The organism is Paraburkholderia sp. BCC1886 (genome assembly GCF_900996245.1).
Taxonomy (GTDB): Bacteria; Pseudomonadota; Gammaproteobacteria; order Burkholderiales; family Burkholderiaceae; genus Paraburkholderia.
Window position 1 is genome coordinate 121,027 of the sequence record NZ_CAAJGK010000085.1, and the last position, 19,592, is coordinate 140,618.

17 protein-coding genes and 1 pseudogene are annotated in these 19,592 nt (G+C 62.4%); 13 read left to right on the forward strand and 5 right to left on the reverse strand.

What is annotated here, in order from left to right; translation table 11 throughout:
• Positions 1–115: 115 nt before the first annotated feature.
• A pseudogene (locus FQ746_RS35645) lies at positions 116–208 on the reverse strand (ESPR domain-containing protein); the annotation flags it as partial.
• A 645-nt stretch (positions 209–853) separates the two neighbouring features.
• Here FQ746_RS35645 and FQ746_RS27155 point away from each other — a divergent pair.
• The 13 genes from FQ746_RS27155 to FQ746_RS27215 all read left to right on the forward strand — a co-directional run bounded on the left by FQ746_RS27155 (position 854) and on the right by FQ746_RS27215 (position 13,213).
• Positions 854–1,132, forward strand: coding sequence for a Flp family type IVb pilin (locus FQ746_RS27155; protein ID WP_144112881.1), 279 nt, complete (start codon positions 854–856; stop codon positions 1,130–1,132).
• A 25-nt stretch (positions 1,133–1,157) separates the two neighbouring features.
• Entirely contained in the window at positions 1,158–2,690 is a 1,533-nt protein-coding gene (locus FQ746_RS27160; protein ID WP_144112882.1) for a pilus assembly protein TadG-related protein, read from the forward strand.
• 74 nt (positions 2,691–2,764) lie between these two features.
• Positions 2,765–3,571, forward strand: coding sequence for a hypothetical protein (locus FQ746_RS27165; protein WP_260854175.1), 807 nt, complete (start codon positions 2,765–2,767; stop codon positions 3,569–3,571).
• Positions 3,568–4,311: a hypothetical protein gene (locus FQ746_RS27170; protein WP_260854176.1), complete on the forward strand. Its 744-nt coding sequence runs from the start codon at positions 3,568–3,570 to the stop codon at positions 4,309–4,311. The genes FQ746_RS27165 and FQ746_RS27170 overlap by 4 nt, the downstream gene beginning before the upstream one ends.
• 1 nt (position 4,312) lies before the next feature.
• Positions 4,313–4,519, forward strand: a complete 207-nt coding sequence (locus FQ746_RS27175; RefSeq protein ID WP_144112884.1) for a hypothetical protein — start codon at positions 4,313–4,315, stop codon at positions 4,517–4,519.
• Between the two features lie 21 nt (positions 4,520–4,540).
• On the forward strand, positions 4,541–5,671 hold the full coding sequence (gene cpaB, locus FQ746_RS27180; protein ID WP_144112885.1) for a Flp pilus assembly protein CpaB: 1,131 nt from the start codon (positions 4,541–4,543) through the stop codon (positions 5,669–5,671).
• Between the two features lie 25 nt (positions 5,672–5,696).
• Positions 5,697–7,550, forward strand: a complete 1,854-nt coding sequence (locus FQ746_RS27185; protein ID WP_144112886.1) for a type II and III secretion system protein family protein — start codon at positions 5,697–5,699, stop codon at positions 7,548–7,550.
• A 22-nt stretch (positions 7,551–7,572) separates the two neighbouring features.
• A complete protein-coding gene (locus FQ746_RS27190) occupies positions 7,573–9,489 on the forward strand; it encodes an ATPase, T2SS/T4P/T4SS family (RefSeq protein ID WP_144112887.1) in 1,917 nt (638 codons plus the stop codon).
• A 10-nt stretch (positions 9,490–9,499) separates the two neighbouring features.
• Complete coding sequence (locus tag FQ746_RS27195) at positions 9,500–10,348, forward strand: type II secretion system F family protein (RefSeq protein ID WP_144112888.1); 849 nt, start codon at positions 9,500–9,502, stop codon at positions 10,346–10,348.
• A gap of 3 nt (positions 10,349–10,351) precedes the next feature.
• Positions 10,352–11,233 carry a type II secretion system F family protein gene (locus FQ746_RS27200; RefSeq protein ID WP_144112889.1) on the forward strand — a complete coding sequence of 294 codons (882 nt, stop codon included), beginning with the start codon at positions 10,352–10,354 and terminating at the stop codon, positions 11,231–11,233.
• Entirely contained in the window at positions 11,230–11,580 is a 351-nt protein-coding gene (locus FQ746_RS27205; RefSeq protein ID WP_144112890.1) for a DUF192 domain-containing protein, read from the forward strand. The genes FQ746_RS27200 and FQ746_RS27205 overlap by 4 nt, the downstream gene beginning before the upstream one ends.
• A 71-nt stretch (positions 11,581–11,651) precedes the next feature.
• Complete coding sequence (locus FQ746_RS27210) at positions 11,652–12,392, forward strand: TadE family protein (protein ID WP_144113147.1); 741 nt, start codon at positions 11,652–11,654, stop codon at positions 12,390–12,392.
• 2 nt (positions 12,393–12,394) lie between these two features.
• A complete protein-coding gene (locus FQ746_RS27215) occupies positions 12,395–13,213 on the forward strand; it encodes a lytic transglycosylase domain-containing protein (protein WP_144112891.1) in 819 nt (272 codons plus the stop codon).
• Positions 13,214–13,248: 35 nt separating this feature from the next.
• Here the strand turns inward: FQ746_RS27215 and FQ746_RS27220 are convergent, their stop codons facing one another.
• From FQ746_RS27220 to FQ746_RS27235, 4 genes are all read right to left on the reverse strand, one after another.
• A complete protein-coding gene (locus tag FQ746_RS27220) occupies positions 13,249–13,623 on the reverse strand; it encodes an Hpt domain-containing protein (protein WP_260854177.1) in 375 nt (124 codons plus the stop codon).
• 17 nt (positions 13,624–13,640) lie between these two features.
• A complete protein-coding gene (locus tag FQ746_RS27225) occupies positions 13,641–14,282 on the reverse strand; it encodes a response regulator transcription factor (protein ID WP_144112893.1) in 642 nt (213 codons plus the stop codon).
• A gap of 226 nt (positions 14,283–14,508) precedes the next feature.
• The gene (locus tag FQ746_RS27230; protein ID WP_144112894.1) at positions 14,509–15,579 is read right to left on the reverse strand and encodes an OmpA family protein; all 1,071 of its coding nucleotides are present in this window, start codon (positions 15,577–15,579) and stop codon (positions 14,509–14,511) included.
• A 149-nt stretch (positions 15,580–15,728) separates the two neighbouring features.
• Positions 15,729–19,526 (reverse strand): DUF748 domain-containing protein, encoded by a 3,798-nt coding sequence (locus tag FQ746_RS27235; RefSeq protein WP_144112895.1) that lies wholly within the window; start codon positions 19,524–19,526, stop codon positions 15,729–15,731.
• Positions 19,527–19,592 lie beyond the last annotated feature (66 nt).

Below are 19,592 nucleotides of genomic sequence, written 5' to 3' on the forward strand. Positions count from 1 at the left end.
CCGTTGCCGCAATGGCAAAGGCTCCGCCTGCCATGCCCGCGACCCTCAATGCGCCTGAACGGCTTTGCGATGCGTCATCACCCAGCGCGGTTTCCGTCAGCAATCGCTTGCCGCCGCGCGATTTTTTCCCGCTAGATTTGGTCGTTTCAGCTGCGGCCACATATGTACCGACATCCGCGTTCCAGACCGATTTGTATACCTTGTTCATTACCCTTGCATTCCTCTAAAACGGGCCAACCCCGCTTGCAGTTCAGTTGGTGAAATCGCAATCACACGACCTCCGCAGAAAACTGGTCGCGGACCATAAAGCTCGCTCCAGACTTTTCACGCCTCGCAAATCTAACTGCCCGCTCTATCCCTAAAAATCAGGAAAAGCGAAATCGACGTAGGAATTTTCTGAATGAACTCGGGAGAAATCGCGAATGGTCGAACAGCCGCATCCAGATGGGCTTTAACGTCTCACCAAGAAAGGCTTAAGGGCCCTCTCGAAATACTTCTCGTCGCGTTTTTACGACATGTTCGTATGCCGCAACACCGGAAGGTGATGCTGAAGATGACAGCGCTTGTAGTACTTCCGGGAGCTTGGGCCTGACTTGACAGTCGCAAACAGAGGTTCATCTTCAATCTGTCTTGCAGATCGCTGCATTTACCCACGCCAGTTTGAGAAATTTCGCAATCCTGTAAGACCTATCCCTTCCTATACTTTGCTTCGACACTGTTGCTCGAGCGCTTTGGACGGGACATTTCCCCAACCCTCGTCCCTATCCGATTCGAAAAGCCGCGCAAAGCCGTGTCCAGGCAACACTCACTCTTCGCATCAACTTTCGCATTAATCTTTTTTTAAATTGCACTCATGAAACTTTTAGCTATCCGTCGTAAAAACAAGCAACTCGGTCAGGGCATGACCGAATACATCATCATCGTCGCGCTCATCGCCGTGTCCGCCATCGGCGTGTACTCGCTGTTCGGTCAGACGCTGCGTAACCAGACCGCCGGTCTCGCCGTGGAAATGTCCGGCCAGAACGCCCAAACGAACATCTCGACGGCGCAGACCAACGCGAATACGGCTACCACGAACGCCAACAAGACCAAGAACATGGGCAAATATAACGACAGCAACAACACCAACTAATCTTCTTGAACTAGCGACATTCATCATGAAAAGCTCTGCCCGAAAGGGCAGGGCCAGGGTTGCCGGCGCCAGCGGGCAGGCGCTGGTCCCTGCTCTGATCTTCCTGCTCGCCGGTTGTATCGGCCTTTACGTGGCGTTCAACTCTTTCCAGTTGACGAGCGCGAGAATCAAACTTCAGAACACCGCCGACGCAGCCGCATACAGCGCCGCTGTATTGCAGGCGCGCGACTACAATTTTTCGGCCTACACGAACCGGGCGATGATCGCCAACCAGGTGAGCGCCGCGCAGGTCGTCGCCTTGAAATCCTGGATAGACGAACTCGACTCCACTTACTCGCAGTCCGACATCGACGAAATCGTCGGCCAACTCGCGGACCATCCGGCTCAGTGGAGCAGCCCGAAACAGATCGGCAAAAGCGCCATCGCGCCGGTACGCGCGACGCTGGACGCGTTGCTGCCCACAGTCGGCCGGAATATCGGCACGCTGAACCGTTCGCTGAGCACGGCGCAAGCCAACTATCACGCCGCCATCTTCAGCGCCGTACCCGATACGGCCGACGCCATCGCCCAGCAAAACCAGCCGGACACGCATGTCACGAGCGGCTATTTCGTCAGTCCGCGCAATGCTGCGCAGCTCGCGGCGTGGAAGTCCTATACGGCCACGATCACGCCCGCTGGCAAGATCGGCCCGGACGGTTTCGCGGACGTGGTTACGGACGCGAGCACTCTCGACGGCTTCGTCAAGAATCGCAGTTCCGTGCGCAGCGTCGCGCCCAATTTCCAGCAACTCAACGACACCGCCATCGGCATTTGCGGCAAAGCGAACAGCACCTTCACCATCAACGTCACCCACGATGGAGGCACCCAGTTACGCAGCGATAAGGCGGGCTGGCAGTCCATCGACGCGAGTACGGCTCACCTGCGGATCAGCTGCATTGGCGCGATCGAATCCGAAGCTGGGTTCGGTGGCAGCGCCAACGGCAATATCAAGAGCTTCATGACCAACCCACCGTTCGCCGCCTGGCAAGACTGGCAAGGTTATGGCGGCTATTTCAACTTCGGCTACACGGGCAGCACAACGCCCGGCTGGCAAGTGCCCGATGCAATGGCGGAGCAGTTCAGAACCGGACCCGGCACGTCCCTCGATCCGACCAACGGCGGCCTGCTTCCCTATCAGGACGTGAACGGTGTGGCGCTCGCCGGCCGGGCGCCCCGTATCACGATCGAAGTTTCCCGTAATAGCAGCACGCTCGTGAAGACCGTCGGTCTGCACGGCGGCGGACGCATGCAGGTCGACGACAACGCGGCGTCCGGTGCGCTGCACGCGCTTTCTAGTGCCAACGCGTATTTCGTGCGACCGGACGAGACAACGTCAGTTGGCTCGCTCATCGGCGGACTGACGAATGCCGATCAGTGGGCTCGCGCCGACAAAAAAACCGAGTACCCGAGTCTGTTCAGTCCGTATTGGCAAGCCGCGCTGGCCCCCGTCAGCGACAGCGAGCGCGCCGCGGCTCAGGCAAGCCAGATTTCAGCCGCCGCAAAGGTACCGAAGCCATGAAACGCATCCCTATTCGGCGCGCGCCGCAGGCTGGTCAGGCAATGGTGGAATTCATTCTGTCCATGACCATGGTCATGAGCGTGCTGCTGCTCGCCATCGCGATGCTCGGCAAGTTCAACGACGTCCGCAACCGGACCTTGATGAGCTCGCGCTACGTCGCATGGGAACGCACGGTGTGGACCGACAGTGATGCGAAGAAAAACCTCGTCGGGGATTCCGCCACCACGGAGGGCTGGTCCGGCACCTATGGCAGCCCGGCATTGGCTTCCAGCAAACTGGATACGGAGCTTAAAGCGGAAGTGATGCAGCGTCTCTTCGTGGGGAACAATGCGCCGGTTGCCGGCGCGGACCGTCAGCAGAACCGCCTGGCATCCTCGAAGCCGGCCATGTGGCAGGACTACGGTGGGAAGGCGTTCCTGGGTTCCGCCAACGCCGTGACCGTCGGCACCAATGTAAGTGCCGATCCAGCAACGAGCCGGACCGGCTCGGCGCTGGCGCATTGGCAGGTTCCCACCGCCGGCGGAGTGCCGTACGACGCCCAGTTGGCCCTCCCCACCCGAACACTGCAATCCGGCACGGTCAGCCTTTCCGTCGCGCAGGACAGCGACGTGCTCAAACGGCTCTGGCCGAAAAACGGACTGTTACCCGCGTTCACCGGTCTGACGTTTTCTGACACCAATGTCCTGATGACCAACACATGGGCGCCGAACGGCTCTGCGAGCAACAAGGCGCTGTTCAGCCGTGCCGTGCCGGCGGCGAATGTCGCGCTGGTGCCGTCCGCCGGATATCTGGGGCTGCAGAAGTACGCACCTGAAATCTCGTCGCTGCAATTCGGTCGCGTTCAGCAGGACGTCGTACCGTCGAATCGCCTGAGCCAATGAAGACCTCACATTCTTTCGCTGGCGCGCCTGACGTGGTTCGCGTGGCTCGCGTGGCAACCGTGTTGATCAGCATGCTGGCCAGTGCGCCCGCGCTGGCCAGCAACGCATGCAACAAAACCCCCGTGCCGCCGCAAAGCACGGAGGCCATCGGTCGCGACATGATCGTGAACGGCGTGCCCACGTCGGTCGTCGGTATGCAATTCGCCGGGAGCGTTCGTGATGTGTCCAGAGCGTTCCGCGAGTTCTGGGTCCGCGAGGACGTGCCCGCCAAAGGCCGCACCAGTCCCTCGGGCCTCCTTCTCAGCGCGCTGGACGATCAATGTCTGTACGTACTCAGCATTCCGCCGCAGCCGGACAGCACACGCACCCGCGGACTCATGAGCGTGATCCGGGTCGGCAGCGATCCGGTTCAGCATCGCATTCCCGACTCCGCGATTGCGCTACCGCAAGACAGCAAGGTCGTCTCGGACGTCGAAAGTCGCGATCCGGGACAGACCGGGCGTACGTGGCTGCTGGATCTGCCGGGCGAAGCGCGTTGGAACGCACAGCGCTATCGCAACGCGCTCGCCATGCAAGGGTGGGCGAGCGTGAGCCGTCAGGCGGATTACCCCTCCGCCGGCGTCCGGTCCGCCCAAGGTTCGGCCTTCGCCATGCAGCACGGTCCGGACAGCGTGGACGTGAGCTTTTCCGATCGCGACGGCCGCACCGTCGCAGTCGTCAACGTAATCAGGAGCCGTTGAAATGCAACATCCGCGACCTATCGAGTTTTCCGTTAAGCGGCGTCGCCGGCAGCGGGGACAAGCTTATGCGGAATACCTCGTCGTCACGACCGCGCTCGTGGGCATTCTGCTGCTGGCCGCGGGCGATACCGTTGCGCCTTTCACGGCGCTCATTTCAGGCTTCAAGTCGTTTTTTAGCGCTTATAGCTTCACCCTTTCGCTTCCCTGACCTGCCACGGTCGAATTCGTCATGCTTAAGAAAATCAAACTTCGCTCGCTTCTCGCGAACTCCTGGGTTCTGCTGTTCCTTGCCTTGCTGGTGGCAGGCGGACTCACGTTCCTCCTGTACAAATACCTGAACGATCGCGAGACCAAACTCAAAGCCGAGATGGACGCGCATAACGTGACCGCCAAGGTCGATGTCGTGGTGCCGGCGCGAGACGCCGATGTCGGAACGCCGTTGTCGAACGACGATTTCGTTTCGCGCGACATCGAAGCCGACCTGGTTTCCGACGACATGATTCGCGCCGATAACTTCGAGCAGTACCGCAAATCGCATCTGGTCAAGCCGGTGCGGCGCGGTCTGCCGCTGCGCGCCAGCGATATCGATGCGCTGCGCGGTCGCGACTTCTCCGACATCCTGCCGCCGGGACAGCGTGCGCTGACCGTGGAAATCGATACGGTCAACTCGACCGCGCTGATGTTGCGTCCGGGCAATCGCGTCGACGTGTATTGGGTCGGCACGGTCTTTCACGTGGACCACTCGTCGGACGACAAGAAGGTCGCGCAGTTGATGATGCCGGACGCACTGGTTCTGGCCACGGGCCAGGACGTGCGCCATCGCGACGCCGGCGAAGCGGACGACACCGCGCAGCAGGAGCAGGCAAACGCCAATAGCAGCGCCATGAGCCGGCAGCAGGGGATGGGGTACACCACGGTCACCCTCCAGGTCCCTATCGATCACGTTGCGCGAATCGCGCTGGCCCAAAAGATCGGCGGGCTGCGGCTCATCCTGCGTAACTCGGACGACAAGGGCCGTGACGGACCGTCGCTCGTGCAGGAAAGCGACGTCTTCATCGACCCCGCTCAGGGCACGGCCACCGTCGGCGGCGGCCCGGCTCGCCCGGTCGTGGAGTTGATCGCGGGTGGCGGCGCGGACAGCACGGCGCTCGTCCCGCAGGGCATGCCACCAGGCACGACCACGTCAACCTCAACGTCGGCGCCACGCCCGGGGAACGCAACGGCGCAAACCGCGCCCGCGCCCGCGTCATCGCAAACGCAATCGCAATCGCAGCGTCCGTCGAGCCTCTACGAGCAGGCCAACGCCATCGCCCAACAACTGCAGAAGGCCGTTGCTCCTGGCACGTCGAAGCAGAACTAAAAGTATCGAGCACAGGTTTCACACCATGAAAGTCAAACACAATGCGACGCGGTTGCGTCGCCGGGTTCTGCCGTCCGTCCTCATCGGCTTGCTGCTGTGCGAGGCTGCGCCGGCGGCGCTTGCCGACGTCGCCCATTCCGCGGCGAACGACAATGCTTCGGCCAGTACGCGCGTCCTCGAAATGTTTCGCGGCGAAGTGCGCATCCTTCATCTGCCGGGTGCGATCAAGCGCATCGCGATCGGCAACGGCAAGCTGCTCACCGCGAATGTGGTCGACGGCAGTCTGATGCTGCTGGGCGAACAGGACGGCATCACCTCGCTGGTGGTGTGGAACGAAAAGGGTATCGCGTTGCAAACCACCGTGCGCGTCGCCAAGGCAGAAGTGAATGCGTCGCTCGAACAGCTGCGCGAAGTGCTGAAATCGGTGAGCGGCCTGCGTATCGAAGCAATTGGTTCGAATATCGTCCTGTCCGGCGTGGTTCATCGCGACATGGCGGGTATCGTCAAAGCCGCCACGCAAGACATGACGAACGTGATCGACACCACCACCGTCGACGAAGGGGACGCGCTCAAGAAAACCGTGCACTTCAAGGTGCAGATCATGGAAGTCACCCGCAATGCGCAGCGCAATCTGGGTATTTCGTGGGACAGCGCATTCAAGGGCCCGCAGATCGGCGGCGCTGCGAGCGTGGCCACGGGTGCAGCCAAAGCGGTCACCGCGGGCACGAGCTACTTCCTGGCAGGGATTGCGTCGAACATCACCTCGCAGATCAACTTCGCGATCGACAACGGCGATGCCTTCATTCTGGCCGCGCCGGAACTGAACACGAAGAGCGGCGGCACGGCGAGCTTTCTCGCCGGTGGCGAAGTGCCGATTCCGCAGGCGGGCGCGCTCGGCACCACCAATGTCGAGTACAAGCAGTACGGCATCAAGCTCAGCATCATTCCGGTCGTGGATGCCAACAACATTATTTCGGCCCACCTGACCACGGAGATCAGCCAGATCGATCCGACCGTGACCTATGGCGGCATGCCGGGATTCTTGACCCGCAACACCAGCTCGGACATTTCGATGCGGGCAGGCGAGACGCTCGCCATCTCCGGTCTCGTCAGCGCGGATGCGGTGAACGATTCCAACGGCATGCCGTTCCTCGGCCAGTTGCCGATCATCGGGCAGTTGTTCCGCTCGGACAGCTTCCGCGCGAAGAAAAGCGATCTCGTCATTTTCGTGACGCCGGTTATCTCCGACCCGGAACTCGCGCCCAATACCGAATTACTCACGCGCGCGGACAAGATGGATCAGGGGTATCGCAATCGCTATGGCAACCCGGAACCTCTGCGCGACGACGAAGAGAAAGCCGCTCACAGCGTGCCGCCCCGTCAGCCGATCGAGCCGACACCGGCAGTCCTGCCCGCGCCGATTCGCAGCACGCCGGCGCGCTTTGTCGTCCCGGCGCCGATGCAGGCTCGCGCTCCGGCCCTGGCTTCCGTCCCGGCTGCGACTCAGCCTCCGGTCGCGATCGCTCCAGTCCAAGCCCCGGTCGTGATCGCTCCGGTCCAAGCCCCGGTCCAGCCTCCGGTCGCGCTCCAGGTGCCAGCCTCGGTCCCGGCCATCACGCCACCACAGGCAGACGCAGCACCTGCGCGACCGCCTGCACCATTGCCCGCGCAACAAACCGCGCAACAACCCGCCCAACGACCCGCGCCCCAATCCGCCCCCGCCAGCACTCCGCCGGCCGGCGTCGCCGACGCGCTTCGCATGCTGAGCGCAGCGCAGCAAGCGCCTGCCGCATCCCAGGCGCCGCAGGGTTCCCTACAACCGGCTTCGAACGGCAAGGTCGCTCCGCAAGTCGGCGCGCTCGGCGGCGCCGTCAACTAACCGGACTTCGGGACCAAGCCATATGCTCAACCTCCAGGTACACACGCGAAACGCGCCGGTGCGTGCGTTTCAGATCGAACACGGCTGCACGATCGGCAAGGACGCCAGTTGCGACCTGGTCGTCAAGGGAATGCTGATCGGCAAGCTGCAGGCGCGTATCGTCCGCGAACACAGCGCCTATTACATCGAAGATCAGGGCGGCATTGCGGCCACGCTCGTGAACGGCTCGCCGATCACCCGCTACGGCCCGCTGACCGAAGCGGACCAGATCGAGATCGGCATGACGACGATCAAGATCGTCCGTGGCGTCACCGTCGCGCAACCGCTGCAACCGCTGCAACACTCAGAACCGGCACCACAGGTTTTACACACGGCGCACGATTCACAGCAGCCGGCAGCGCCCGCAACGTCATGGCGAGAAAACCCGGCGCCGTCGGCGCAGAGAGAACCCACCGTCCCGGCGAGCGCGCCGCCGCTTTCCGGTTCCCCTGCCACGCTCACGCGAACCGGCGAGTCCAGCGAATCCTCGCTCACCCGCCCCGCGGCCGGTGCTCATCCACCCGGGGCGACCTCGGCTCGCACGCCGGCCGAGGCGCCGCTACGCATGCACACTGCCCACGCGCGGAACACCGCGGCGTCAGAACTGCCGGTAGCGCCGATCAACAGTGCAATCGGCATCGAACTGCGCAAGCAGGCGCACATGAAAGTGATTGCCGCACTCGACCTGCGGCGTCTGAACGTCGCGCGCATGGAAGAGGACGAGTTGCGCAAAACCGTCGGGGCGGCGCTGGACGATATTTTGAACAACGACCCCGCTTTTCGCACCGAGGACATCGCGCTCGATACGCTGAAAAAAAGCGTCTTCGACGAAATCATCGGTCTGGGTCCGCTCGAAGAGTTGATCGCCGACCCGACCGTGTCGGAAATCATGGTGAATTGCCACAACGAGATTTTCGTCGAGCAATCCGGCAAGCTGATGCGCTCGCCCGTTATTTTCACGGACGACCGTGCGGTGATCGGCGCGATCGAACGCATCGTCGCGCCAATCGGCCGCCGCATCGACGAAAGCTCGCCGATGGTCGACGCGCGCCTTGCCGACGGCTCGCGCGTGAACGCCGTGATTCCGCCGCTCGCGTTGAAGGGCCCCAGCATCACCATCCGTAAGTTTTCGAAACGCAAGCTGGTCGGCGAAGATCTGATCAAGTTCGGTTCGATGTCGCCGGACATGCTCGAGTTTCTCCATACCGCTGTCGAACAGGGCGCCAATATCATCATTTCCGGCGGCACCGGCTCGGGCAAAACCACCTTGCTGAACGTGCTGTCGAGCTACATTCCCGACGACGAACGCATCGTCACCGTGGAAGACGCCGCGGAACTGCAACTGTCGCAACCCAATCTCGTGTCGCTCGAAGCGCGCCCCGCGAACATGGAAGGCAAAGGCGCCGTCCACATTCGCGATCTGGTGAAAAACTGCTTGCGGATGCGTCCCGACCGCATCGTGATCGGCGAGTGCCGCGGCGGCGAAGCGCTGGACATGCTGCAGGCCATGAACACCGGCCACGACGGTTCGCTCACCACGGCGCACGCCAACACGCCGCGCGACTGCATCGCCCGCCTCGAAGTGATGACGCTGATGGCCGGTCTCGATCTGCCGATTCAGGCAATTCGCGAGCAGATCTGCTCGGCGGTCGACATCATCGTGCAGCAGTCGCGCTTCTCCTGCGGTTCGCGCCGTGTCACGCACGTGACCGAAGTGAGCGGCATGGAATCCGGCGTGATTACGCTGCAAGACGTGTTCGTGTTCCGCGAAGAAGGCTTTGGCGAGGACGGCAAGATCATGGGCAAGTTCGTCCCGACCGCCTACATTCCCGACTTCTATCAGGAATTGATCCGCCGGCGCATTCCGGTCAATACCGACATCTTCACCCAGCCCGAATGAGCGTCACGTCATGAGTCTTCCTCTCATTCTCGTGCTGGCGTTTGCCGGCATCGTGTTTCTGATCTTCACCGTGTCGCGCATGGGCACGTCCACGCTCAGGGCCGGATCGCGGCAGATGGCCGGCGAAATCGAGTCGTCGCTGGCCGATGCGTTCGTGTTCGTGAACCGGCAGAAAGCGGCCGCGTGGGGCATGGTCGTCATGATCGGCTTGCCGATCCTGGTGTTCCTGCTCAGCCACAGCCTGCTGATCGCGGCGGCGTCGCTGCCCATCGCGATGATGCTGCCGAAAAAGTACCTCAAGCGAATGCGCAAAAAGCGCATCGAGACGCTCGAAAAACAACTGCCCGACGCGCTGCTGATGATGTCCGGGGCGCTGCGCGCCGGCGCCAGTTTTCCGACCGCGCTCGAAGCCGTGGTGCACGAGACCGTTCCGCCGATTTCCCAGGAGTTCGATCTGTTGATGCGGGAAATCCGTTTGGGTATCGACCTCGACATCGCCATGCGCAACGTCGAGAAGCGCATTCCGATTCCCGACTTCATGATGATGACCGCCGCGGTCACCATCGCGCGCGAAGTGGGCGGCAATCTCGCCGAAGCGCTGGAGTCGGTCGCGCGCACGTTGCGCGAAAAACTCCAGATGGAAGGCAAGATCAAGGCCCTCACCTCGCAGGGCCGCATGCAGGGCATCGTGATGACCTGTCTGCCGCTTTTCCTGATGCTGGTGCTGCGTTTCATGGAGCCCAAGGCGATGGCGCCGCTATTCAACGAGCCGGTCGGATGGGCCACGCTGGCCGTGATCGGCGTGATGGAGTGTCTCGGCTACTTCTCCATCTCCAAGATTACCCATATCGACGTGTGACCTATGCTGCTACTCATTGCTCTTGGCGTCAGCGTCGGCGTGATCGCCGTCGTCGCGATCTTCTACAAATCGTTCAACGGTCTGGCCGGCGCGGTGCCGCCCGAAGACCGGGCGTTTCTCGACCCGCTGCCGAAATCGCTCAGGCCGTTATGGCCGATCGTCAACTTCGTCGTGCATCATTTCGGCGGCAAATTCAGTCCGAAGCTGGTCGCTAAAACCGATCTGCAACTGCGCCTCACGTCGCTCACGTTCCTGATGAACGCACGCCAGTTTATTGCGTTGTCGATCATTGCTTCGGTGCTGGCCTCGCTCGTCGCGCTGCTGCTGATGCTCGCGCTCGGCCTGTTCTCCATTCTCGTGCTGGCCGGCGTGGCCGTGCTCGGCTACTTCTATCCGCGCATCTGGACACGCGACGTGCGACGCCGGCGTATCGCGCAGATTCTCAAGCATCTGCCGATTTACCTCGACTTCCTGACGCTCGCCGTCGAAGCGGGCTTGAACATCAATGGCGCCATTCAGAAGGCCGTCGAAAAAGGGCCGCCGGGTCCGCTTCGCTGGGAGCTCGAACACGTATTGCGTGACCTGAAATCCGGGCTGAACCGCACGGAAGCACTGCGCCGTTTCGACGACCGTTTGCGGATCAAGGAAATCACGAATCTGGTGGGCACGGTGGTGCAAGCCGAGCGGATGGGTTCGGGGCTCGCTAAATCGCTGCGCTTCCAGTCCGAGCAACGCCGCTCGGAACGGTTCCAGCGCGCGGAAAAACAGGCGATGGAAGCGCCGGTCAAACTGGTTTTCCCACTGCTCATGTTCATTTTTCCCATCACGTTCATCGTGCTGGGATTCCCGATCGCGATGAAGTTCGTGCAGGAGGGTTTGCTGTGAAAAAAACCCGGCTTCATGTGGAGGGACGCGACCTCGGTATCGACGTCTTCGTCACGGAAACGGCGTGCGAACGCATGCGCGGTCTGCTCGGCCGCGACCGGCTGCCGCGCAACGAGGCACTGCTGCTGCAACGCTGCGGGTCGGTGCACACGTTCGGCATGCGCTTTTGCATCGACGTGTTGCTGCTCGACCGGGACGGCCGGATCGTGGCAATCCGTCACGATCTGCCCAGGCGACGCATGGCGTTCAGCCTGCGCGCGGTGCAGACGCTGGAAATGCCATCGGGTGCGGCGCGCGATCATGGGCTGAAACGCGGCGACACGCTGACCTTCGAGGCGACACCGTGAGCGCGCTCCAATCCTGGCGCTTCGGGCGCTTCTCGCGCCATGCACGCGTTGGCAAACAGGGCGGCCAGTCGATGACCGAGTTTCTCGTCATCGCGCCGCTGTTGCTGTTCGTCTGCTTCGGCACATTGCAATTCGTGTTGCTGTACCAGGCGAAATCCACGCTGGACGTCGCGGTGCTCGAGGCGGCCCGCGAAGGCGCGGTCAACAATGGTTCGATGCAAGCCATGCGCGCGGGACTCGCGCGCGGGCTCGCGCCGCTCTACGCGCGGCAGGCGAGCGCGGACGGGGTCTCCCAGGCGCTCGCGAAAGCCCGGACCGATGCGGCGCGTTTTAGCATCATCACGGTGCTCAACCCGACGCCCGCTGCAATCCAGGACTATGCACGGCCTCGCTACTATGCGGACCAGGCGGCAACCTATAGCGAAATTCCCAACGACTCGCTGATGTACCGCAGTTCGTCGACTGCCGGCGCCAGTTCCGGGATGAATATCCAGGACGCCAATCTGCTGAAAATTCACGTGCACTACTGCTACGACATGTACGTGCCGCTCGTGAACAAGGTCATCTATTACGCGACCAACGTGATCGGCACTATCGGCACGATGGGCATTCTGTCGCGCGAACCGGCCAACGTCGATCGGGACCCGTACGGCGCGCCGAAAAACGGCGACGTGCTCTGCAAAGTCAAACTGGCGGATGGGATGGCGACGGGTCGCTGGCCGATATCGCTGGATTCGGAAGCCATGGTGCGCATGCAGACGCCGCTGCGGGCGTCCGCGGTGAGCGATTCGCCCAACCCGTCGGGCAATTGACGATGACGCGAAAACAAAGCGGCGCGCTGCATCGCGCGTGGTCTCGCCGATTGCTGCTGCTCGGATTGGCAGCGAGCATGGCGACATTGTCGCTCGCCGTTCACGCCGCCGACGCAACCTTGACGCGCACGCATAGGAACGATGGCGTGATCATGATGATCGGCGGGATGGGGGGCGGTAAAGGTATCGCTGGCATGAGCGGCACGAATGTCACGACACCGGTTCGAAGCGTTTTCGCCGCCGCGGACACTTCGGACCGACGCTCCGTCGTGATCCAGCCGGGCGAACGACCACCCGCGTCTTCCGCAGCAGAAGCCTCCGGCACAGCCACGTCGCGAGTCATGGCACTGCTGCCCATCATTGCCGACGCCGCGCAAGCGGCAGAGGTCGACAGCGCGCTGCTGATGGCCGTGATCGATGTCGAATCCGGTGGCAACCCGCGCGCCATGTCGCCCAAAGGCGCAACGGGTCTGATGCAGCTGATGCCGGCCACTGGTGCACGGCAAGGCGCATCCGATTTACTGGATCCGCGCCAGAACATCGCGGCGGGGGCGCGTTATCTGAAAGCACTGATGCGCCAGTTCGGCGATTTGCCGCTGGCGCTAGCGGCTTATAACGCCGGTGAAGGTGCAGTACAGAAATATGGTGGGCAGATACCGCCGTACGCGGAGACGATGACCTACGTACCCAAGGTGATGGCGCGTTACAGCTGGTATCGTGACGCCACGGCTTCTACGGGAACGGGAACGATACGAACGGTATCGAGCAATGCGCGAAGTGAAGCCCGGGTATGGCGTATTGCGAGCGGGTCAGGAAACTGATGCGAGGGCAAAACCAACTTTCGCGCATGCACGACTCAAAGCCCGCCATCGAAGCCCAGAGTTTCCTCTATCGACCTGTCGAGATGCTCGATCGCATCGACCACGCGGGGCAGCACAATCGTCAGCAACGGAATGTCGCGCTGGCGCGCCGTCCCTTCCAGGTGGATCAGCGCGGCGAGCAAGCCGTAACGCCCGAGCATGCGCGCCGACCCGGCGATGTGATGCGCGGCGCTCCCCACTCCGGCCCAATCGTCGGCCGCGACACAGGCGCGCAAGGAATCGAGCGTGCTGCGATTGGTTTCGACGATCATGTGAAGCAGACGTCTTGCGAGCGCCTCGTCATCATTAGCGAGTTCGAGCGCCGTTTCGAAAAGAGGAGTGCAATCGGGGTTGCAAATGGACTCGAGCATCACGTCTTCCATCCGCATTATTGCGACGTCGCGATGCGGCAACGGCGCGCCAGATCGATCAGTTCGACCAGCGATTTCACACCTAGCTTCTGCATGATTCGCGTCTTGTGACTACTGACGGTTTTGTTGCTGATGAACAGCGCGTCCCCGACCGCCTTGTTCGACATCCCCTTGGAAAGCATCTGCAGAATGACGAGTTCCTTGTCCGATAACAACGTGATGCGATCCTCTTCCGCCGCCGTTCCGAAAGTCGGCGACATGCTCGTGCCATTCGCAGTCACCGGGAATACGGTGTAACCCGCCAGCACCGCCTCCACACCCCGCATGATCTCTTTCATTTCCTGCGACTTGCCGACGAAACCGTGCACCCCCGAGCGCATGGTCCGCGGCGCGAAGGTTGCCGGATCGTGTCCCGACAGCACCAGCACGCGAATGCCGGGATGCGCCAGCTTCAAACGCGGAATCACGTCGAGCCCGCTAATGCGCGGAATATCGAGGTCGAGAATCGCGAGCTTGGGACTGTGCAAGCGCGCCATTTCGACGGCGGTTTGCCCGTTGTCGGCCTCGATCACGTCTTCAACGCCGAGGAGTTGCATCAGTTGCATCTTGATGACCATACGAAACGCCGGATGATCGTCGATAACCAGAATAGTCGACATAATTTTCCTTCCACCTGAAACATCTGTTGCCAAACGCCTTCACGCTCGAACAACCGAAAAAACGCATGAAGCCGCGTGACGCACCGCGCCTTGTCGGCCCGGTCATACCCATGCGTCAGTGCCGCTGCCGGCACTCACACGCACGTAAGAAAGCAACCCCGCCTCGCGGCAGGACATTGCAGAGAATTGGATTGATTGCCAGCCTTCGAACGAAGAACAGTTTTGGCTAAGGTGCCGCCACGACCATTTCTATTTCGACGCGCCGGTTCGGTCCGAGGCATTGCCGTAGTGCTTCCCGCTGCGTTTGCCGGCACTCGACCAGCTGGTTCGCACTGCCCATGCCCCGCGCGGAGACCGGCACCGTCACGCCATGACTTCGCAGATAAAGTTCGACGGTGCGCGCCCGCTGTTGCGACAGCCGCAGGTTATAAGCCGCGGTGCCGAGCCGGTCGGTGTAGCCGGTGATCTTCAACTCATGCACGGCGGACGCTGTTTTCAGTCTGGCAGCGACGTCGTCGAGTTGACGCCTGCCGGCGGGCAAGATGGCGGCGACATCGCCGCCGTTGAAGCGGAACAGGGAGTCGGCCCGCAATGTAATCTTTCTCGGCAGTACAGTAGCTTGAGGTTCGATAACAGGCGCCGCCGTCGCCAGGTTCGCCTGACATTGCAGCGCGATTTGCGCGGACTGCCGCAGATCGTCCTGTATCTTCGGCAAGCGCCGTTCGGCGCGGGAGAAGCTGCGAATCCACGCATCGTGGCCGGCCTGCATTAACCCGACTTCGGCACAGGCGAGCAGCGGTTGCGCTTGATGACAACGGGCAATGACCGGGTCGGCCTTGATGGTATTGACGATCTTCCACAGGTCGGGCCTGACGGTCGAGACCGTGCGCAACGCAGGGTTCGCCGCGGATAAGACCGTGCCATTCTCGACGCCCAGGGTGAGTGCCGCGGCCTGGCCAATTGCTTCTTCGACGAAACCCCAGCGATCGTTATCGTCGCGTGCCTGCCGTGCGGTATCCAGCCAGCATTGCGCCTTCGCCTGAAAATAGCCGTGCCGGTCTGCCGGCAAGCGGTCGAGCCGCTGTTGAAGCGCCGCAATTGCCGTGCGGCTGTTGGAGATGGACGAATAGGTGTCGACCCACTGCGCGTTGACTGCGCCGGCCGCTTCGTCTTGCGAGGTTCCGATTCCCGACTTCAGCACGGTGGCATCTTCGATACCGAGCCGTGCACGCGCAGCGTGGTCCGCGCATCCTGCCAGAGCCAGCGCGCACACGAGCGCGAAAAGCTGAAGTTTCATTGACTGTCTGCGTCGAGCGCATCTTCCTAAAGAAGGCTCCGAGTATGAACAGACGCAGACTCAACGGGAATGGGAACAATCTTAGATTGGCGTCAGAAACGTGACCCCGATCGCCTGCGACAAATCGGCGCGGCGCGTCTCCTGTTCCGTTACTTGAGCCCGAAATCGACGCGTGTCGTCGCACCCTTGTCGTCGATGCCATCGGCATTCAACTTCGGCGCGACGATGAAAATCCGGCTGCTGTCGATCTTGCCATCAAGATATTGCTGCACGCTCTGCGCCCGCTGCTGCGCGAGCTGGCGCAGGCTACCGTCGTCGATCGGCGCATTGGCGGCGAGCGCGCTCTTCATCTCGTCGTCCGGCACGCTTTTGGTCAGGCCGACGAAGTTGCGCGGCTTCTTGAAGTCGGCTGATTTATACGCCCTGGTCAGATACCGGTCGTAATCCTTCGGGTCGACGGTGACCTCCGACAGATCGACGCTTGCGCCGTTACCCACGACGTCCTTGATCTTCTGCTGCTTGACGAGGTTATCGACGTAGTCCGTGCGCAGCGCCGGTTCGTCGACGGCCGGGTCGACCCGGCCGATCAGGTCGAGCCGGATCGACGCCTTGTCGGAGAGCGCCTTGACGATGGTGTCGAGCTTCTTGTTGTCGGCGTCCGTCAGTTTCGCCGAGCCCGGCGCGAATTCGACATAGCCGAGTTCCTCGCCATTGCCGCCAAACGCGTGCGCGATCAGCGAGAACGGCGCGGTCACGGCCTTCTGCAGCAGATTCAGCACCGCATGCCAGATCAATCCGCCGACGCTGAATTCCGGGTTCGACAACGACCCCGACACCGGCAGATTCACGTCGATTTCCCCGCGCGAATTTTTCAGCAACGAAATAGCGAGCCGGACTGGCAGTTTCGTCGCGGTCGTGTTGTCGACGTGATCGCCGAACGTAAGCTGGTCGATGAACAGGTGGTTGTCCGCATTCAGCTGATCGTTGTCGAGCCGGTAATGCAGATCGACGTTCAGCTTGCCCTTGGTGATCGGATAGCCCGCGTATTTCGCCGAATACGGCGTGAGATTGGTCAACTCGATGTCGTGCGCGCTCGCGGTCAGATCGAGCGCGGGTTTGGCGATGAGCGGATTCACCGTGCCGCGAATCGACAGCGGGCCGTTCGCGGCCACTTTCGCGGCGACGTCCACGGTCGCCGGGGTGGTGGATTGCGTACCGAACGCGCCGACCGTGCCCTGAATGTCGACCAGGTTCGCGCTGAAATTCGGCTTGATGAAGTTATCCGTGTAGGTCACGCGGCCCTGTTGCAGCACGAGCTGGCCGATGCGCAGTTTGAACGGACTCTGCGGCGGCGTCGCAGCGACGACCGTGGCAGGCGTGCCGGAGGCCGCGACCGCAGCCGAAGCCGGTGTCGACGCGGCGGCCACGGTCGAAGCCGACTGCGGCGTCAACTGGACGTGGTCGCCGCCGCTCTTGTCGCGCGTCAACGATTGCGGCGCGCCGCTTTCATGCGCCACCACATCCGACAGATTCAGCTTGCCCTGCGCGTCGAGCAACACGCGGCCATAAAACTTCGAGAACGTGACACGGCCCGCGTCCACCACCGTGCCGTGCTCGTCGTAGTCGGCCTTGAGGTTCGACAGCGCCAGCGAGCCCCATCCGGCGAAGGGGTCCGACGTCGCCTTGTCGAGCATGCGCACGTCGACGAGTGCGAGGTCGCCGCGATAACTTGCCTGCAAAGCCTTCGACTGCGTGAGCGCGAGATCGCCCTTCGCATCGAGCAGCGCGCTCGCGATCAACGCATTGAGCTTGCTGCCGAAGTACGGCTCGAACGCCGCCGCATCGAGGCGGTTGGCATCCACCTTGACGGCGAGCCTGAGCGGCGTCGCCGTGACCTGACCGGCGATGCCGAGCGTGCCTTTGCGATTCACGGTGGCCTGCAGTTCGACGGGCAACGGCCGGCTCAGGTCGTCGCTGATCTGCTGCACCTTCAGTTGCAGCGGCGTCACGCTCAGCTTGACCGGGCGTGGCGTGGTGTAGTCGGTGAAATCGGCGCTCGCGCCGTTCAGGCTCAGTTCGCCGATCGTGTAGTGCCAGGCAGGCCCGGCGGCCTGCGCCTCTTTCGCCGCATGGATCGCGGTGCGCTGCTGCTCGGCCTCATGCGGACCGGCGAGGGCGGCAAGGTTGATGCTGCCGTCTTTCAGGCGTTGCGCGTCGATCGCGAGCCCGGTCGTATCGACGGTGGCAATCGCGGCGGTGCGCGCCGCGAGGTCGATCTTTTTGACCATCACCTTGCCCTGCGCGAGCGCGATGACCGGGGCGTTGCCGCCGCGCAGCGCGACCTTCAACGATTGCAGGTCGAGTTGCGTATCGGCGAGCATCACTTCGACAGGCGTTTTGGCCCAGTTCGCGCCGAGGTTGACCGTTGCCGAGAGTATGCCGTCCGTCACTTGTGCAGCGGTGGCGGTGTCGAGGTACGGCTGCAGCAGCGGCAGCTTCAACGACTTCAGGTCGAGTTTTGCGCTGGCGGTCTTCGCCGCGAGTCCGAACGCGCCGGCCGCGCCGAGCGAGCCGCCGGCGTGATCGAAATCCGCGTTCAGCGTGTAGTGCGCGGGCGCGCTTGCCAGTGTGGAGAAGTCGGTCAGCGTGACGGCGAGTTTCTGCACGCCGATATCGACCGGGCGCGCGGCGGCTTCGTCGTGAACGGCAACGGCGCCGTCGGCGAGCACGAAACGTTTGATGGCCAGATCGAGCGGCGCGGGAGGCTTGGGTGGGGAGGCGGCCGATGCCGCCGAGCCAGCAGATGCAACCGAAGCGCCCGAAGCGACGACGGCGGCCGCAGGCGCGGCCGCCGCCACAGGCCCGGTCTTCGCCGGTGAAGCCGGCGCAAACATCCGCTCGACGCTCAGCACACCGTCCTTGTCGCGCGACAGAGCCGCGCTCGGCGCGTCGACGCGAATTTCATCGAAGCGATACAGGCTCTTCAACGGCTCGAGCGTCGCGGCCGCCACATGCACCGCGCGCGCCGCGAAGAACGGCGCCTTGGCCTGATCGCGCACGTCCACGTCGCTCAGATCGACGGTGCCGGCCACACGCAGCGACGGCGCGTCGTTGGAGATCACGAAGTTGAGCTTGAGGTCGGTCGACAGCTTGCCCGACTGCACGATCACCGGCAGTGGCGTCGGCACGTACGAGATAAGACGCGGCACGTCGAGCCCGTCGAATCGCAGCGACACTTCCGATTCGCGCGACGCCGCAAACGGCTTGGTCCTGCCGTCGATGGCGAGCGAACTGCCGTCGATGCGCGCGCGCAGCAGCGGCTCGACGAAGATATCGGTCTTCGACGGCAACGTGGCGATGAACGGAATGCCGAGCTTCCATTGGTCGATGACATGGGTCGCGCCGAGCAGCTTGTCGTCGAAGGTGATCTGGCCGTTCTCGACGCGAATGTTCGACACGGAGAACAGCGTCGGCTTGCTGTCGGGGCTGGCGGGCTGCTTTGAAAACTTCTCGATCAGGTCGGTGAAATTGAAGCGCTGCGCGTCGTAACGGACGATGTGAAAGCGCGGTGAATCGAGCTGCACTTCATCGACGATCGGCGCGCCGCGAAACAACGAACTCCACGAAGGCTGCACGATGATGCGCGAGATATCGACGAAATCGCCCGCGCCGCCGCGCTCTCCGATATGCACGCGGTCGGCTTCGAATCGGAGCGTGTAGGGATTGAGCGCGATGCGGCCGATCGTGGCGGGCCGCCCGAGTTGCTGACCGATCTGCTTTTCGGCGAGATGGCGAATGAGTGGCGGCGCTGCGAAGAACCCGAGCAGCCCGAACAGCACGATGAAGATCAGCAGGCCGATGAAGACATGCCGGGTACGGCGAGACTGCGCGACATCGCGCACAGTCTGCATGGAAGAGACGAATGATGCCTTGTTGATGCTTGCCATGCCCGGTCTTGAGTAGTGCGACGGCATGGCCGCCGCGAAAACGAAAATCCCGCAAGCGGCAGTATA

Bases quoted from the DNA above. Each gene is read 5' to 3' on its own strand.
- FQ746_RS27155 (WP_144112881.1), top strand. From the start codon at position 854: ATGAAACTTTTAGCTATCCGTCGTAAAAACAAGCAACTCGGTCAGGGC.
- FQ746_RS27160 (WP_144112882.1), top strand. From the start codon at position 1,158: ATGAAAAGCTCTGCCCGAAAGGGCAGGGCCAGGGTTGCCGGCGCCAGC.
- FQ746_RS27165 (WP_260854175.1), top strand. From the start codon at position 2,765: ATGAGCGTGCTGCTGCTCGCCATCGCGATGCTCGGCAAGTTCAACGAC.
- FQ746_RS27170 (WP_260854176.1), top strand. From the start codon at position 3,568: ATGAAGACCTCACATTCTTTCGCTGGCGCGCCTGACGTGGTTCGCGTG.
- FQ746_RS27175 (WP_144112884.1), top strand. From the start codon at position 4,313: ATGCAACATCCGCGACCTATCGAGTTTTCCGTTAAGCGGCGTCGCCGG.
- cpaB (WP_144112885.1), top strand. From the start codon at position 4,541: ATGCTTAAGAAAATCAAACTTCGCTCGCTTCTCGCGAACTCCTGGGTT.
- FQ746_RS27185 (WP_144112886.1), top strand. From the start codon at position 5,697: ATGAAAGTCAAACACAATGCGACGCGGTTGCGTCGCCGGGTTCTGCCG.
- FQ746_RS27190 (WP_144112887.1), top strand. From the start codon at position 7,573: ATGCTCAACCTCCAGGTACACACGCGAAACGCGCCGGTGCGTGCGTTT.
- FQ746_RS27195 (WP_144112888.1), top strand. From the start codon at position 9,500: ATGAGTCTTCCTCTCATTCTCGTGCTGGCGTTTGCCGGCATCGTGTTT.
- FQ746_RS27200 (WP_144112889.1), top strand. From the start codon at position 10,352: ATGCTGCTACTCATTGCTCTTGGCGTCAGCGTCGGCGTGATCGCCGTC.
- FQ746_RS27210 (WP_144113147.1), top strand. From the start codon at position 11,652: ATGACCGAGTTTCTCGTCATCGCGCCGCTGTTGCTGTTCGTCTGCTTC.
- FQ746_RS27215 (WP_144112891.1), top strand. From the start codon at position 12,395: ATGACGCGAAAACAAAGCGGCGCGCTGCATCGCGCGTGGTCTCGCCGA.
- FQ746_RS27220 (WP_260854177.1), bottom strand. From the start codon at position 13,623: ATGCTCGAGTCCATTTGCAACCCCGATTGCACTCCTCTTTTCGAAACG.
- FQ746_RS27225 (WP_144112893.1), bottom strand. From the start codon at position 14,282: ATGTCGACTATTCTGGTTATCGACGATCATCCGGCGTTTCGTATGGTC.
- FQ746_RS27230 (WP_144112894.1), bottom strand. From the start codon at position 15,579: ATGAAACTTCAGCTTTTCGCGCTCGTGTGCGCGCTGGCTCTGGCAGGA.
- FQ746_RS27235 (WP_144112895.1), bottom strand. From the start codon at position 19,526: ATGGCAAGCATCAACAAGGCATCATTCGTCTCTTCCATGCAGACTGTG.